The organism is Acidovorax sp. A79 (assembly GCF_041154505.1).
Classification (GTDB): Bacteria; Pseudomonadota; Gammaproteobacteria; order Burkholderiales; family Burkholderiaceae_C; genus Acidovorax.
Genome location: NZ_AP028672.1, coordinates 776,528 through 790,828 on the forward strand (window position 1 = coordinate 776,528; position 14,301 = coordinate 790,828).

The window sequence follows — 14,301 nt, forward strand, 5'->3', positions numbered from 1 at the left end:
CTGCCCGACACCGTACTGCATGCACCCAAGCCCTTCTGACGCTTCCCCCGCCCTGCCAGCCTTCGTGCTGGCTTTGGCGCTCTTGGGCGTGCTCGCGGCGGTGGGTGGCCAGGTGCTGGTGCAGATGCGCATGGCACCCGGCACCCTGCTGCCCGCCGGCGCGGAAGCGGCCGTGGCCAGCCCCAACAACGCGCGCTCGCCCACGCGCCATGGCACCTCGATGGTGCCGCAGGTCGAGACCGGTCCGGGCTGGGAGACCTTGACCACGCCCCAGAAGCTGGCGCTGTACCCGCTCGCAGAGCGTTGGGCGCTGATCAGCGAGGCGCAAAAACGCCGCTGGCTCGCGCTGGCGGCCAATTTCTCCGCGCTCCCCGAGGAAGAACAGGCCAAGTTCCACGACCGCATGGCGGACTGGGCCAGCCTGAGTGCCCAGCAGCGCAACCAGGCCCGGTTGAACTACGCGGTCACCAATCGCCTCGCCCCCGACGACAAGCGCGCCCAGTGGGAGGCCTACCTGGCCCTGTCCGAGGAAGAAAAACGCGCCCTGGCGGCCCGTGCGGCGCCCAAGCCCAAGGGCGCCGCCACGGCGCTGCGGCCCGTGTCGCCCAAGAAACTGGCCCAGGTGCCAGCGGCCACGCAGGCCAACCCCAGCCGTCCGAATGCGCCCAAGATTCCCCCCGTGCTGGACCACAGCCTCCCGCGCGTGGCAGCGCCGGTGACGCCCGCGGCGCCACCCGCATCGGGCGTGCCCACGCAGAATCCGGCCTCCACGGTGGTGGAGACCGCGCCCATCTCGGTGCCCGTGGCGGTTCCGGCGGCGCTGGCACCGCTGGGCGCAGGCTCCGCGGAAGCACCCGCCGCCCCGGCTCCCATTGTCACACCCGACAATTCCGGCCTGTATCCTCAGTAGACCGCCGGCCGGCCTTTCCCGCCTTGCTCCTGCCTCGCTTTCGCCCCCTGGAATGACCGCCTCCCCTCCCGCCCGCACGCCGCCGGCCGCCCCCGCCTCCCCTGCGCCTTCAGCCGCCGGCATCGGCGCGACGACGCCCAACCTGTGGCGCCGCATGGCGTGCTGGCTGTACGAGGGCATGCTGATGTTCGGGGTGGTCTTCATCGCAGGCTACCTGTTCGGCACCCTGAGCCAGACCCGCCACGCGCTGGACAACCGGCATGCCCTGCAGGCCTTCCTGTTCGTGGTGTTTGGTATCTATTTCACCTGGTTCTGGGCCAAGGGCCAGACCCTGGCCCAGAAGACCTGGCTCATCCGCGTGGTGGACACCGCAGGGCGCCCCATCACCCAGGCGCGCGCCCTGCTGCGCTACCTGCTCAGCTGGGTCTGGTTCCTGCCGCCGCTGGCCGCCTACCTGTTCGGCGTGCCCGCCCTCGAGGTGCTGGTGCTGCTGTTCGGCTGGGTCGCCATCTGGGCCATCCTGAGCCGGTTTCATCCCCAGCGGCAGTTCTGGCATGACGCGCTGGCCGGCACCCGCCTGGTGCACTTCGAGCTGCCAAAAAAGTAGCCCCCGCCACCCCTTCGCCGTGCCAGCTGTCACGCGGGTGCGAGACAATGCCCGGACCATGTCCCTATCTCCGCCGCAGCCCGTCGCGCCCGCCAACCCCCAGAAAGCCCGCTCGGGCCTGAACCGCATCTGGCACGCCGCCGGCTATTCGCTGGAAGGCCTGCGCGCGGGCTGGAACGAAAAGGCGTTCCGCCAGGAGGCCATTGCCGCCATGGTGCTGCTGCCCCTGTCGCTGTGGCTGGGGCGCAGCTGGGTGGAGGTGGCGCTGCTGGCAGGCTCCGTGGTGATCGTGATGATCGTGGAGCTGCTCAACACCGGCATCGAGACCGCCATCGACCGCATCGGCCCCGAATGGCACGACCTTTCAAAACGCGCCAAGGACATGGGCAGCGCCGCCGTGCTGCTGGCGCTGCTGCTGTGCATGGGCATCTGGGGCGCGGCTGTTTTTCAGAGGATCTTCCATGGTTGAACCGGCATTTTCAGTGTGTGTGTACTGCGGCTCGCGCCCTGGCGAGAACCCGGCCTTCGCCCAGGCCGCCAAGGCCGTGGGCCAGTGGATCGGCCAACGTGGCGGGCAGCTGGTGTATGGCGGTGGGCGCAGCGGGCTGATGGGCACGGTGGCCGAGGCCACCCGCGTGGCGGGCGGGCGCGTGGTGGGCGTGATTCCGCAGGCGCTGGTGGACAAGGAGCTGGCCAACCGCCTGTGCGACGAGCTTCACATCGTGCAGACCATGCACGAGCGCAAGGCGATGATGGCCGAGCGCAGCGACGCCTTCCTGGCCCTGCCCGGCGGCATCGGCACCTTCGAAGAGCTGTTCGAGGTGTGGACCTGGCGCCAGCTGGGCTACCACGACAAGCCGCTGGGCCTGCTCAATGTCGCGGGCTACTACGACGCGCTGATGGGCTTCCTGGACCACAGCGTGGCCAGCGGCTTCATGGGCGAATGGCAGATGGGACTGCTGCATGCGTCCGCCGATGCCGACGCGCTGCTGCGCACGCTGGTGCAGTCCGCCGGCCCCGGCCAGGCGCCGGTGCCGCTGCGTGCCGTGATCTGACGGCCGGGCCGCGCGGATACGGGGTCACCCCCGCATCGCGCTGCCGGCACCCACACAACAAAACAAAAGCGAAAGGGGCGGTTTTCCGCCCCTTTCGCTTTGTGCCTTGTCCTTGTGTGTCTTGCGTGCCTTTTCCTTGCGGGAGCCCGTGCGGCCCCGGCCAGGCGGGCGCGACCCCTCAGACCGCGGCGTCGTCCAGGTCGCCGGTGCGGATGCGCACCACGCGCTCCACCGAGGTGACGAAGATCTTGCCGTCGCCGATCTTGCCCGTGCGCGCGACGCTCACGATGGCATCCACGCAGCGGTCCACGTCTTCGCTCTTCACGACGACCTCGACCTTCACCTTGGGCAGGAAGTCCACCACGTATTCAGCGCCCCGGTACAGCTCGGTGTGGCCCTTCTGGCGGCCAAAGCCCTTCACCTCGGTCACGGTGAGGCCGGTCACGCCACATTCAGCCAGGGCTTCGCGGACTTCTTCGAGCTTGAAGGGCTTGATGACGGCGGTGATCATTTTCATGGCGGGTCTCCTGGAGGATGTAAAAAATGGGGGCTGAAAGCGCAGCGCCGAAGCGTCACGCCCTGAATTTGCTAGTGATAGGGTAACGCCAGTCCTTGCCGAAGCTACGGCGCGTGACGCGAATCCCTACGGGAGCCTGGCGGCGCTTGTACTCGTTGAGCTTGATGAGGCGCGTCACACGCTCCACATCGGCGCGCGCAAAACCGCTGGCGATGATGGACTCGATGGGCTCATCGTTCTCCATGTAGCGCGCCACGATGGCGTCCAGCACTTCGTAGGGCGGCAGACTGTCCTGGTCTTTCTGGTCGGGGCGCAACTCGGCGCTGGGCGGGCGGGTGATGATGCGCTCGGGAATGGGACTGGCGCCCGTGCCGTACGGATCGTTGGCGTTGCGCCAGCGCGCCAGGTCGAACACCCGTGTCTTGGCCACGTCCTTGATCACCGCGAAGCCACCCGCCATGTCGCCATACAGCGTGCAGTAGCCCGTGGACATCTCGCTCTTGTTGCCCGTGGTGAGCACGATGGCGCCGAACTTGTTGGACAGCGCCATGAGCAGCGTGCCCCGGATGCGCGCCTGCAGGTTTTCCTCGGTGGTGTCCTCGGCCAGACCCGCGAAGTCGCTCGCCAGCGCGGCCTTGAAGGCCTCAAACTGCGGCTTGATGGAGATCTCGTCGTAGCGCACGCCCAGGCGGGCAGCCATGTCGCGCGCATCGATCCAGCTGATGTCGGCCGTGTAGGGCGACGGCATCATCACCGTGCGCACCTTGTCGGCGCCCAGCGCGTCCACGGCAATGGCCAGCACCAGGGCCGAGTCGATGCCGCCCGAGAGCCCCAGCAGCGCGCCCGGAAATCCGTTCTTGCCCACATAGTCCCGCACCCCCAGCACCAGGGCGTCCCACAGGTCCGCCTCCAGGCTTTTCTCCGGCGCGATGTCTGCTTCAATTTTGATAGCATCCTGCGCTTGCTGGACTTGCGCAAAGACCAGTTTTTCTTCAAACCCAGGACCACGACCAGCCACCGAGCCGTCGGCGTTGAGCGCGAAAGAGCGGCCCTCGAACACCACCTCGTCCTGCCCGCCCACCAGGTGGGCGTACACCAGCGGCAGGCCGGTCTCGGCCACGCGTTCGCGCATGGTCTGCTCGCGTTCGGCGCTCTTTCCCAGGTGGAAGGGCGATGCATTGATGACCGCCAGCAGCTGCGCGCCCGCGGCCGCCGCATCGTGCGCCGGCGCGGCGAACCAGGCGTCCTCGCAGACCAGCAGGCCCACCCGCACGCCCTCCACCTCGAACACGCAGGGCGCGCTGCCCGCCACGAAGTAGCGGCGCTCGTCGAACACCTGGTAGTTGGGCAGCTCGCGCTTGGCGTAGGTCTGCTCGATGCGGCCCTCGCGCAGCACGCTGGCGGCATTGAGGCAGGCGCTGAACGCAGGCGCATCGGGCGACACCGCCTGCGGATGGCCCAGCACGATGGCCAGGCCTTTCAACCCTGCCGTCTCGCGGGCCACGGTTTTCACGGCATCATCGCAGGCCGCGATGAAGGCCGGGCGCAGGAACAGGTCTTCGGCGGCATAGCCACAGATGGCGAGTTCGGGCGTGAGCAGCAGCCGGGCACCCCGGGCATGGGCTTCGCGGGCCGCGGCAATGATCTTCTGCGCGTTCTGGGGCATGTCGCCCACGACAAAGTTGAGCTGCGCAGTGCAAATGGAGAGCGTCATGGAACTGGAATCGGCCCCTGCGGCCAGGTTGAATACCGCCACTGCGGACCCGCGGCACCGGGGGTGGAGCGGGGGATCGCATGGCTGAAGCCGCCATTATCGCCCGCGTACTCGCATCCCCGCTCGACGTCGGGGCCGACGCCTGGAACGCCCTGCTCGCCCGGCAAAGCCACCCCACGCCCTTCATGCGGCACGAATACCTGGCCGCCCTGCACGAAAGCGGCAGCGCCACGCCACGCACCGGCTGGGCCCCCCGGTTCATGACCCTGTGGGAGGACGGCACGCTGATCGCGGCCTGCCCCCTGTACCTCAAGAGCCATTCGTACGGAGAGTATGTGTTCGACTGGGCGTGGGCCAGCGCGTATGAGCAGCACGGCGTGCCGTACTACCCCAAGGCCGTCGTGGCCGTGCCTTTCACGCCCGTGCCCGGTACGCGCCTGATGGCGCGCGACGAGGCCACGCGCGCGCTGCTGGTGCAGGCCGTGTGCCAGTGGTGCGGGGAGGAAAACGTCTCTTCCGTGCATGTGCTGTTTGCCAGCGACGACGACGCGCGGACCTGCGCGGGGCGCGACCTGATGCTGCGGCACACCGTGCAATTCCACTGGAAGAACCAGGCTCCCGCGCCCGGCGGCGGGGACGGCTACCGCAGCTTCGACGAATTCCTCGCCAGCCTGTCCCAGGAAAAACGCAAGAAGATCCGCCAGGAACGCCGCCGCGTGGCCGATGCGGGCGTTACGTTCCGGTGGGCGCGCGGCACGGACATCCCGCAGGCGGACTGGGATTTCTTCTACCGCTGCTACGAGCGCACCTACCTCGAGCACGGCAACCCGCCCTACCTCACGCGCGACTTCTTCGCGCGCATGGCCGCGCAGCTGCCCGGCGCCTGGCTGCTTTTCATCGCCGAACGCAACGGGCGGCCCATTGCCAGCAGTCTGATAGCTGTCGGCGCGGATTCATCAAGCGCCAGCGGCCCAAACGCCCATGAACCCGTGGCGTATGGCCGCTACTGGGGGGCGCTGGAGCGCGTGGACTGCCTGCATTTCGAGGCCTGCTACTACCAGCCCCTGCAGTGGTGCATCGAACACGGCGCGCGGCGCTTTGAAGGCGGTGCCCAGGGTGAACACAAGATGGCCCGCGCGCTGCTGCCGGTGCAGGCCACCAGTGCCCACTGGCTGGCGCACCCGGCCTTCGCCGAAGCGGTGGAGCGGTTCCTGGCGCGCGAAAGCGAAGGCGTCCAGCACTACCTGGACGAACTGCAGGAGCGCAGCCCATTCAGGCAGGCGCCGCCGGGGGCTGAGGCCAGGGCCGCCTTGGCTCCGCACGGCGCCGGCACGGGCTGAGGGAGAGGCCGCAGCCCCAGCCCCGTCTCCTTCCGGCCCCTTCCAGCCCGGGCGCGTGTCAGAAGCTCTCCCAGTCATCCTCCGCGCCCGCCGCCACGGGCTGCGGTGCGGGGGCCTTCGGCCTGGCCGCCGCGATGGAAGGTGGCCGCGCGGCGGGGGCCGCCTTGCCGCCGGCGGGGCGCATCGCGGCACCCGCCGCCCGCAGGGCGGGCCGGGGCGGCGCCGCGACGGCGGCGGCAGCAGCGGCGGCCACGGGCCGGGACTGGTCGGACGAGAGCTTGAACACCGCCACCGCGCCCACCAGCGCCTGGGCCTGCTGGCTCAGGCTGCTGGCGGCCGCGGCCATTTCCTCCACCAGGGCCGCGTTCTGCTGCGTCACCTGGTCCATCTGCGTGATCGCCTCGCCCACCTGCGACACGCCCTGGCTCTGCTCGCTGCTGGCCGCGCTGATCTCGCCCATGATGTCCGTCACGCGGCGGATGGAGGACACCACCTCGGTCATGGTGACACCGGCCTTGTCCACGAGCACCGAGCCCTGCTCCACGCGCTCCACGCTGGCGGTGATCAGGGCCTTGATCTCCTTGGCAGCCTCGGCGCTGCGCCCGGCCAGGCTGCGCACCTCGCCCGCCACCACGGCGAAGCCCCGGCCCTGCTCGCCCGCGCGCGCCGCCTCCACCGCCGCGTTGAGCGCCAGGATGTTGGTCTGGAAGGCAATGCCGTCGATCACGCTGATGATGTCGGCGATCTTCTTGCTGCTGTCGTTGATGCCCTTCATGGTCTCGACCACCTCCGACACCACATCGCCGCCCTGCCCCGCCACGGTGGATGCGCTCATCGCCAGCTGGTTGGCCTGGCGCGCGTTGTCGGCGTTCTGCTTGACGGTGGAGCTGAGCTCCTCCATCGACGCCGCCGTCTCCTGCAGCGCGCTGGCCTGCTGTTCGGTGCGGCTGGACAGGTCGTTGTTGCCCGACGCAATCTCGGCACTGGCAGACGCCACACCCTGCGCATTCCCGCGTACCCCCGATACCACATGGGCCAGGTTGTCGCGCATGGTGGTCAGGCCGCCCAGCAGCAGGGAGATCTCGTCCCTGCCCCGCGCATCGATCGGCACCGTCAGGTCGCCCCGCGCCACCGAATCGGTGATCTGCACCGCATTGCCCAGGGCGCGCGATATCTGCCGGATCATGGCGCCGCCCATCAGCACCGCCAGCACGATGCCCAGCACGACGGCCGTGAGCGCGACGGCGCGAATCGCCTGAAAGCTCGATTCGGCCCGGTCGTACTCGGCCTTGGCCCGGTCCAGCTGCACCTGCATGAGCAGGCCCAGCACATCCTGCAGCGGGTCGATGGCGGGGTACATCTCCTTGGCGGCGAACGCCGTCAGCGCCGCCGTGTCGCCCGAGCGGAAATGGCCGGTCAGCGTGTCGGCGGCCGCGTCGGCCTTGGCCTGCAGGGGCTTGAAGCGCTCGACCAGCTGGGCTTCCTCGGGCACGAGGTGCGTGGCCAGGTAGGCCTTCCAGTTGGTGTCGATCGCCTTGCGCGCATCGGCCACCGACTGCTGGCCCTGGGCAGGCGTCATGGCCCCGTCGCGCACCTTGTGCGCGGTATCGACCACGTTGACCGCATACATGTCCGCGACCACCTTGATCTGCTTGAGCGGCACCACCCGGTCGTCATACACCGACTTGAGCCCCGCGTTGGACTGCCCCATGCCGAACAGGCCCGCCGCGCCCACCAGCAAAACGAGCAGGCACAGCGCCGCCAGCAAGCCGGCGAGGCGCGTGGATATCTTGAACTGGCTCATGGCAGCGCTCCTGAAGTGGGGAAAGAGAAAGGGGACCGGGAACTGGACGGCAGCCCGGGGCGCCCGCCGAGGCGATGACGCCATGGCGCGCGCGGGCGAAGGAGAGCGGGATTGCGGGCGATGCGGGGCCCGTGCAGGCAGGCACCGCGCCACGGGCGGGCAGTGCGGGAATCAGCAGAGTCGGAGCCGCGAACCATGAGAGAACTCCCGGCGGAAGACCAACACGTCCCAAGGGCGGGCCCGCCGCCCTGGAATCGGTGCACGCGCACGGTCCGGGCCGGGGCCCCTGGCACCCAGCATAGCGCGTTCTGTTACGTTTGCGAACGCCGTGAGGGCGATAAACCACAGGCCCCCGCCGGGAGGCCTTGCGGGCCTACCTGGCGACCTGGGCGATCAGCCCGGTCTCCTCGCTGCTGAGCAGCGCCTCGATGTCCATCACGATCAGCGTGCGCTCGCCCAGGCTGGCAATCCCGGTGATGAAGGCCGGGTCCACATGGCCCTGGCGCTCGAACTGGGGGGCGGGCTTGATGAGGTCGGCGGTCAGCGAGGCCACGTCGGCCACGGCGTCCACGACCACGCCCACCACGGCCGTGCCGATGTCCAGGATGATGACCACCGTGAACTCGGTGTAGCTTGCCTCGGGGCACTGCAGCTTCAGGCGCAGGTCTAGGATGGGGACGATGCGCCCGCGCAGGTCGATCACTCCCTTGATGAAAACCGGGGAATGCGCCAGGCGCGTCGGCTGCTCGTAGGAGCGGATTTCCTGCACCCGCAGGATGTCGATGCCGTACTCCTCCGCCCCCAGCCGGAAGGTCAGGTACTCGCCCGCAGGCGCGGCGGCGGTGGCCGCTGCGGCGGGACGGGACGAGGAGGCAGGGGCTGCGATCATGGCGCGGGCTTTCGGAAAGCAAGGGATGGAGGGGCCGAGGAACGTCTGGACGGTCTCCCGCAGGCGGGGCGGGCCGCGCGGATGCGTGCGGGCGCGGGCACAGCAGCATAGCAGCCGGCGATGGCCAGGACCTGCCTCGCGGCGCGGGGCCCGCCGTCCCCGGGACGCGAGCGCAGGCATCGCGGCCTGGAATTGGAGAGCTAGCTCCATTCGGGCGCCCTGCCCGCCCTCGAAAAAATGCTACCGTCGCCCACGGTGCGCCGTGCGGCCCTTCCCTTCTTTTCCTGGAAGGCCCTGCACGGCACACCCGCAAGCCACACGACATGGCGCCCCGCTTTGTTTGAAATGATGAACCGATGCCCTTCTTCAGCAAGAAAGAAACCGATCCCGCCGACATCCCGCCGCCAGGCCTGCCGCTGCTGGCCCTGGAACTGCGGGCCCCTTGGGAGTTTGGCGCGGTGCTGCCCGCCTGGCCCGTGCTGCAGCGTGCCCCGCTGGGCGATGGCCACACGGTGATCGTGTTCCCCGGCCTCACGGCGGGGGATGCCACCACGGTTCCGCTGCGCCGCTACCTGGAGTCGCGCAACTACGAAACCCAGGGCTGGGGCCAGGGGTTGAACCTGGGCCCCAGGGACGGCGTGCTGGAAGCCGCCAAGCGCCAGCTGCAGGAGGCCAGCGAGGCCAGCGGCGGCAAGGTGAGCCTGGTGGGCTGGAGCCTGGGCGGCATCTATGCGCGAGAGCTGGCCAAGGAAATGCCCGGCCTGGTGCGCTGCGTGGTGACGCTGGGCACGCCTTTCGCCGGCCCGCACACCTCCACGAACGCGTGGCGCATCTACCAGTTCGCCAGCGGCCGCAGCATCGAGCGCGAAACCGAGAGCTACAACCTGCCCGAGGCCCCGCCCGTGCCCACCACCAGCATCTACTCGCGCACCGACGGCGTGGTGGCCTGGCGCGGCAGCATCCAGTCGCCAGCCGCGCACAACCCCCACACCGAGAACATCGAGGTGGTCGCCAGCCACTTCGGCATCGGCCTGAACCCCAGCGCCTGGTGGGCCGTGGCCGACCGGCTGGCACAGCCCCACGGGCCGGACGCCATGTGGCAGCCCTTCGAGCGGCCGGGCCTGCCGGGGCTTCAGCTGATCTACCCCGACCCGGAGCGCTGAGCCGCCCGCGCAAGAAAAAAAGCACGCCCGAGGACTCCTCCTCCCGCGTGCTTTGTTTTTGATAGCTGCCAGCGCTCGGGTATCAAGCGCTAGCAGCCTATTTGGCTTGCATTCTTCGCAGGCTCCCGCTCAAAAGCTCTCCCAATCGTCATCGCTGCCCGCCGGTGCGGCGGCGGGCTTGGGGGCGGGCGGTGCCGCGGGCCGGGGGGCTGGCAGGTGGGCGGCAGGGGCCGTGCTGTTGCGATGGCCATCCCGTGCCGCCGCCGTGCCGCCGCGCGGGGCCAGCGCGGGCGGCGGGGGTGCCGCCGCCACCCGCCGGGCCGCGGGCATGGCCGCGGCGGGGGGCCGCACCGGCGCCGCCGTTCCGGGCTGCGCCCCGGCCTCCAGCTTGAACACCGCCACCGCATTCACCAGGTCTCCGGCCTGCGCATTGAGCGCGCTGGCGGCGGCCGCCATCTCTTCCACCAGGGCCGCGTTCTGCTGCGTGGCCTGGTCCATCTGCGTGATCGCCTCGCCCACCTGCGACACGCCCTGGCTCTGCTCGCTGCTGGCCGCGCTGATCTCGCCCATGATGTCCGTCACGCGGCGAATGGCCCCGACCACCTCGGTCATCGTGGCGCCCGCCTTGTCCACCAGCGCGGTGCCCTGTTCCACGCGCTCCACGCTGGTGCCGATCAGGGCCTTGATCTCCTTGGCAGCCTCGGCGCTGCGCCCGGCCAGGCTGCGCACCTCGCCCGCCACCACGGCGAAGCCCCGGCCCTGCTCGCCCGCGCGTGCCGCCTCCACCGCCGCGTTGAGCGCCAGGATGTTGGTCTGGAACGCAATGCCGTCGATCACGCTGATGATGTCGGCGATCTTGCGGCTGCTGTCGTTGATGCCCTTCATGGTGTCCACCACCTCGGCCACCACGTCGCCGCCCTGCTGGGCGACGGTGGAGGCGCTCATCGCCAGCTGGTTGGCCTGGCGCGCGTTGTCCGCGTTCTGGCGCACCGTGGAGCCCAGCTGTTCCATCGAGGCGGCCGTCTGCTGCAGCGCCGAGGCCTGCTGCTCGGTGCGGGCCGACAGGTCGTTGTTGCCCGAGGCGATCTGCGAGCTGGCCGAGGCCACGCCTTCGGCGTTGCCGCGCACGCCCGAGACCACGCGCGCCAGGCTGTGGCGCATCTCGCCCAGGGCGGTGAGCAGCTGGCCCATTTCATCCTTGCCGCCGGGCGGCACCTCGGAGGTGAGGTCGCCCCCGGCGATCGCGCGGGCGGCCTGCACGGCATGGCGCGCAGGGCCCGTCACGGCGCGGGTGATGCCGATGCCCAGCACCGCCGCCAGCGCCACGCACACCGCCAGCGTGCCCAGCACCCAGATGCGCGCCAGCGAGAAGACCTGGTAGGCATCCTCCTTGGCCTGCTGCGCGGCCTCGGTGTTGATCTTCTGCAACTCGCCCAGTGTCTCGGCGGTGGCCACGAACGCGGCCTCGGACTCGCCCGCATAGAGCATGCCCAGCGCGTCGCTCGTGAGCTCCAGGGTTTCGGTGGTGCTGAAGTCCACGTTCCGGGCGATGTCCATCAGCTTGGCCTGCAGCTCCACATAGGCGGCCTTGCGCTTCTTGTAGGCGCCGTAGACCTCGCGCTCCCTGGGGATGTCGATCAGGGCTTCGTACGTGGTTTCGACGCGGTCCAGGTCCTTGTGGCGCGCGGCCACCTGTTCGGAGAACGCCTTGACCTCGGCCGCGTTGCGCGCGGTGACCACCCCCGCCTCCGAGCGGCGCATGCGGTTGAGCAGCACCCGAAGTTCGCCGGTCTGGGACACGCTGGGCAGCAGGTTGGTGGCGATCTCGTCGGCATTGGCATGGATGCGCGACATCTGCACCAGCGCGATGGCGCCCAGCAAGGCCGTGAACAGCACCAGCGACAGGAATCCCACGCCCAGTTTGACGCCGATGCGCAGATCGGAAATTTTCATGAATCACCCTTCCGGAGGGCGCCGCCACGGCCGCCCCCATTTGTAACAAAATGCTGAGCCAGTCTATCAGTCCGGCGCGGCATCTTCTCTCAGGTGTTTCACGGTTTCGGCGTCCACGCCAGGCGCGGCCTGCGGCCGCAGCGGCTTCCAGACGCTTCCGATTCGATAGCTGCCCGCGCCATGCCGGCGGGCACCGGGCGGCCGCCGGGCGCCGCGCGCCGCTCACAGGCGCTACTGCGGCAGCACCTCGAACACGATGAACTGGCTGGCCTGGGTGTCGGCCGTGAAGTTGTTGTCGGCCGCCAGCACGAGCGTGCGGTGGCCGTTGGGCAGCGTGTGGCCCCAGGTGATGGCCTCGATGTTGTCCAGCTTCACGCCCTGGTAGGCCAGCGGCATCTCCAGCAGCACCCGCCGCGTCATGGGCGCATAGGTGGCGCCCGCCAGGCGCGGGGTGCCGATCACATCGGTGGTGGCGCCGGTGATCTCGGTCCACACCAGGCGGATGGTGTTGCCCACGCCCGAGGCAAAGGCACGCTCCACCGCGATGAACTGGCCGTTGCCCACGGCCAGCAGGTCCGACAGGCCGTTGTCGGGCCCGAACGGCGCGCCCGGCGCCGCGTCCACCGGAATCGGGGGCAAGGCGTACGCGTACTGGCCCCGGGGCCGGCCGGTGCCTGGGTCGAAGGCCGTCACGCGCACCACGCTGCCGGCCTGCAGCGTGGTGAGGGGCCCGTCCTGGACCAGCGCGTCCTCGTTGGCCGCGTACACCGTGCCGTCGGGCGCCACCGCCAGCGCCTCGAAGGCCTTGTTGCTGCGCGCGCCTTCCGTGGCGTTGTCCACGTAGCGGTACATGGCGGGCATCGCCAGTTCGCGCACGAAGGCTCCCTGGGCCGTCATCTGCCGCACGAACGGCTGGAAGCGGCTGGCGGCGGTGGGGCTCCAGTTGCCTTCCGAGGCCCAGTACAGGCTGCCGTCCGGTGCCGTGCGGATGGCTTCGGGGTCCACCGTGCGGGCCGTGGCGGGGAACGGCGTGCCGTCCTCGCGCAGCATGTTCGCCTGGCGGTTGATCTTGACCGTGACGTTGCCGCTGGCACCGTAGTCGATACCCAGGTTGTAAAAGCGCGGCGTGCCCCGCTCGCCGCCCCGGTCGTCCGAGATCGCCCAGTAGCTGCCGTCCGCCGCCCGGTCCAGACCCGAGATGCCGCCGAACTCGACCCCTTCGAACACCGTGCCCGTGGGCAGTGACGCACTGCCCAGCAGCCGCAGCGAGGCAATGGGCTGTGCGCGGCCATCGTCACCGTTGCCGCCGCAGCCCGCCAATGCAGCCGCCATCGCCACGGCGGTTGCCACGCCCACGGCCATGCGCCGCCATGAATGCACCAGTGCCATCGCCGCCGCTCCCGCCCTGCCGGGCCGTTGATTGAATGGAGTGAATGAATGAACCAGGAAAGCGCCAGAGCCTAGGGCGGCCGTGTTGCGGGACCATGACAGACGGGACCGGGCGCGGCAGACCGGCACCGCGCAGGCGTGCCGCCCCCCGGCCATGAAAAAAACGCACAGGCCAGGAACCTGTGCGCTTTCACCAATTGCTTCTATTTTGATAGCTGCCAGCGCTTTACCATCAATCGCTGGCGACCTCCACGGCCTCCAATCCGGCACGAACGGCCGGTGCGGAGGCCGGGTGCGGGAATCAGGCGTTGCCGGACTTCTTGTAGGCCTCGATGCCGTCCGTGATTTCCTTCTTGGCGGCGTCCAGGCCTTCCCAGCCCAGCACCTTGACCCACTTGCCCTTTTCCAGGTCCTTGTAGTGCTCGAAGAAGTGGGCGATGGCGTTGCGGCGCATGGCGTTCACGTCGTCGATGGTCTTCCAGTGGTCATACATGGGCAGCACCTTGGAGGTGGGCACGGCGATGACCTTGCCGTCCACGCCGGCCTCGTCTTCCATCATCAGGATGCCCAACGGGCGGCAGGGCACGACAACACCGGGGAACAGGGGGTAAGGCGTGATCACCAGCACATCCACCGGGTCGCCGTCGCCCGACAGCGTCTGCGGCACGTAGCCGTAGTTCGTGGGGTAGTGCATGGCCGTGGTCATGAAACGGTCCACGAAAATGGCGCCCGATTCCTTGTCCACTTCGTACTTGATCGGGTCGGCGTTCATCGGGATTTCGATGACGACATTGAAGGCGTCGGGGACGTTCTTGCCTGGGGGGACGTTGTTGAGGGACATGTCTTTGGATAGTGGTTTGAAAACGATAACCCGCGAGGCATCCGGCGCTGACGCAGCGCAATGAAGCGTCGGGATTAACCCTGATTTTAGGCGCACGCCCCTTTCTGCCCGCTTGCAAA

General features: G+C 69.2%; 13 protein-coding genes. 6 read left to right on the plus strand and 7 right to left on the minus strand.

All coding sequences use genetic code 11. From position 1 onward, the window contains the following. The first annotated feature begins 19 nt into the window (after window positions 1–19). The 4 genes from ACAM51_RS03555 to ACAM51_RS03570 are packed head-to-tail and all read left to right on the plus strand — an operon-like array spanning window position 20 to window position 2,572. The gene (locus ACAM51_RS03555) at window positions 20–910 is read left to right on the plus strand and encodes a DUF3106 domain-containing protein (RefSeq protein WP_218340963.1); all 891 of its coding nucleotides are present in this window, start codon (window positions 20–22) and stop codon (window positions 908–910) included. Between the two features lie 52 nt (window positions 911–962). Beyond that, window positions 963–1,517, plus strand: coding sequence for an RDD family protein (locus tag ACAM51_RS03560; RefSeq protein ID WP_369642751.1), 555 nt, complete (start codon window positions 963–965; stop codon window positions 1,515–1,517). 58 nt (window positions 1,518–1,575) lie between these two features. After that, window positions 1,576–1,986, plus strand: coding sequence for a diacylglycerol kinase (locus tag ACAM51_RS03565; RefSeq protein ID WP_218294492.1), 411 nt, complete (start codon window positions 1,576–1,578; stop codon window positions 1,984–1,986). Further along, window positions 1,979–2,572: a TIGR00730 family Rossman fold protein gene (locus ACAM51_RS03570; RefSeq protein ID WP_218294491.1), complete on the plus strand. Its 594-nt coding sequence runs from the start codon at window positions 1,979–1,981 to the stop codon at window positions 2,570–2,572. The genes ACAM51_RS03565 and ACAM51_RS03570 overlap by 8 nt, the downstream gene beginning before the upstream one ends. Before the next feature lie 178 nt (window positions 2,573–2,750). Here ACAM51_RS03570 and ACAM51_RS03575 read toward each other — a convergent pair whose 3' ends face one another. Both ACAM51_RS03575 and ACAM51_RS03580 read right to left on the minus strand, forming a co-directional pair. Next, a complete protein-coding gene (locus ACAM51_RS03575; protein WP_218294490.1) occupies window positions 2,751–3,089 on the minus strand; it encodes a P-II family nitrogen regulator in 339 nt (112 codons plus the stop codon). Window positions 3,090–3,144: 55 nt separating this feature from the next. Then, on the minus strand, window positions 3,145–4,803 hold the full coding sequence (locus ACAM51_RS03580) for an NAD+ synthase (protein ID WP_369642752.1): 1,659 nt from the start codon (window positions 4,801–4,803) through the stop codon (window positions 3,145–3,147). Between the two features lie 80 nt (window positions 4,804–4,883). Between ACAM51_RS03580 and ACAM51_RS03585 the strand changes: the two genes are divergently transcribed. Next, window positions 4,884–6,143: a GNAT family N-acetyltransferase gene (locus ACAM51_RS03585; RefSeq protein WP_218294488.1), complete on the plus strand. Its 1,260-nt coding sequence runs from the start codon at window positions 4,884–4,886 to the stop codon at window positions 6,141–6,143. Window positions 6,144–6,201: 58 nt separating this feature from the next. Here ACAM51_RS03585 and ACAM51_RS03590 read toward each other — a convergent pair whose 3' ends face one another. Beyond that, window positions 6,202–7,947 carry a methyl-accepting chemotaxis protein gene (locus ACAM51_RS03590; protein WP_369642753.1) on the minus strand — a complete coding sequence of 582 codons (1,746 nt, stop codon included), beginning with the start codon at window positions 7,945–7,947 and terminating at the stop codon, window positions 6,202–6,204. 373 nt (window positions 7,948–8,320) lie between these two features. Continuing rightward, window positions 8,321–8,836, minus strand: a complete 516-nt coding sequence (locus ACAM51_RS03595) for a chemotaxis protein CheW (RefSeq protein WP_369642754.1) — start codon at window positions 8,834–8,836, stop codon at window positions 8,321–8,323. Between the two features lie 356 nt (window positions 8,837–9,192). Here ACAM51_RS03595 and ACAM51_RS03600 point away from each other — a divergent pair, with 356 nt between their 5' ends. Then, entirely contained in the window at window positions 9,193–9,999 is an 807-nt protein-coding gene (locus ACAM51_RS03600; RefSeq protein WP_218340960.1) for an alpha/beta fold hydrolase, read from the plus strand. A gap of 129 nt (window positions 10,000–10,128) precedes the next feature. On the opposite strand, the gene ACAM51_RS03605 is transcribed toward ACAM51_RS03600, so the two are convergent. The 3 genes from ACAM51_RS03605 to ppa all read right to left on the minus strand — a co-directional run bounded on the left by ACAM51_RS03605 (window position 10,129) and on the right by ppa (window position 14,182). Next, window positions 10,129–11,952, minus strand: a complete 1,824-nt coding sequence (locus ACAM51_RS03605) for a methyl-accepting chemotaxis protein (protein WP_369642755.1) — start codon at window positions 11,950–11,952, stop codon at window positions 10,129–10,131. Window positions 11,953–12,183: 231 nt separating this feature from the next. Further along, window positions 12,184–13,341: an esterase-like activity of phytase family protein gene (locus ACAM51_RS03610; RefSeq protein WP_369642756.1), complete on the minus strand. Its 1,158-nt coding sequence runs from the start codon at window positions 13,339–13,341 to the stop codon at window positions 12,184–12,186. 301 nt (window positions 13,342–13,642) lie between these two features. After that, window positions 13,643–14,182 carry an inorganic diphosphatase gene (gene ppa / locus ACAM51_RS03615; RefSeq protein ID WP_218297607.1) on the minus strand — a complete coding sequence of 180 codons (540 nt, stop codon included), beginning with the start codon at window positions 14,180–14,182 and terminating at the stop codon, window positions 13,643–13,645. Window positions 14,183–14,301: the final 119 nt, after the last annotated feature.

Bases quoted from the DNA above. Each gene is read 5' to 3' on its own strand.
- ACAM51_RS03555 (WP_218340963.1), top strand. From the start codon at position 20: ATGCACCCAAGCCCTTCTGACGCTTCCCCCGCCCTGCCAGCCTTCGTG.
- ACAM51_RS03560 (WP_369642751.1), top strand. From the start codon at position 963: ATGACCGCCTCCCCTCCCGCCCGCACGCCGCCGGCCGCCCCCGCCTCC.
- ACAM51_RS03565 (WP_218294492.1), top strand. From the start codon at position 1,576: ATGTCCCTATCTCCGCCGCAGCCCGTCGCGCCCGCCAACCCCCAGAAA.
- ACAM51_RS03570 (WP_218294491.1), top strand. From the start codon at position 1,979: ATGGTTGAACCGGCATTTTCAGTGTGTGTGTACTGCGGCTCGCGCCCT.
- ACAM51_RS03575 (WP_218294490.1), bottom strand. From the start codon at position 3,089: ATGAAAATGATCACCGCCGTCATCAAGCCCTTCAAGCTCGAAGAAGTC.
- ACAM51_RS03580 (WP_369642752.1), bottom strand. From the start codon at position 4,803: ATGACGCTCTCCATTTGCACTGCGCAGCTCAACTTTGTCGTGGGCGAC.
- ACAM51_RS03585 (WP_218294488.1), top strand. From the start codon at position 4,884: ATGGCTGAAGCCGCCATTATCGCCCGCGTACTCGCATCCCCGCTCGAC.
- ACAM51_RS03590 (WP_369642753.1), bottom strand. From the start codon at position 7,947: ATGAGCCAGTTCAAGATATCCACGCGCCTCGCCGGCTTGCTGGCGGCG.
- ACAM51_RS03595 (WP_369642754.1), bottom strand. From the start codon at position 8,836: ATGATCGCAGCCCCTGCCTCCTCGTCCCGTCCCGCCGCAGCGGCCACC.
- ACAM51_RS03600 (WP_218340960.1), top strand. From the start codon at position 9,193: ATGCCCTTCTTCAGCAAGAAAGAAACCGATCCCGCCGACATCCCGCCG.
- ACAM51_RS03605 (WP_369642755.1), bottom strand. From the start codon at position 11,952: ATGAAAATTTCCGATCTGCGCATCGGCGTCAAACTGGGCGTGGGATTC.
- ACAM51_RS03610 (WP_369642756.1), bottom strand. From the start codon at position 13,341: ATGGCACTGGTGCATTCATGGCGGCGCATGGCCGTGGGCGTGGCAACC.
- ppa (WP_218297607.1), bottom strand. From the start codon at position 14,182: ATGTCCCTCAACAACGTCCCCCCAGGCAAGAACGTCCCCGACGCCTTC.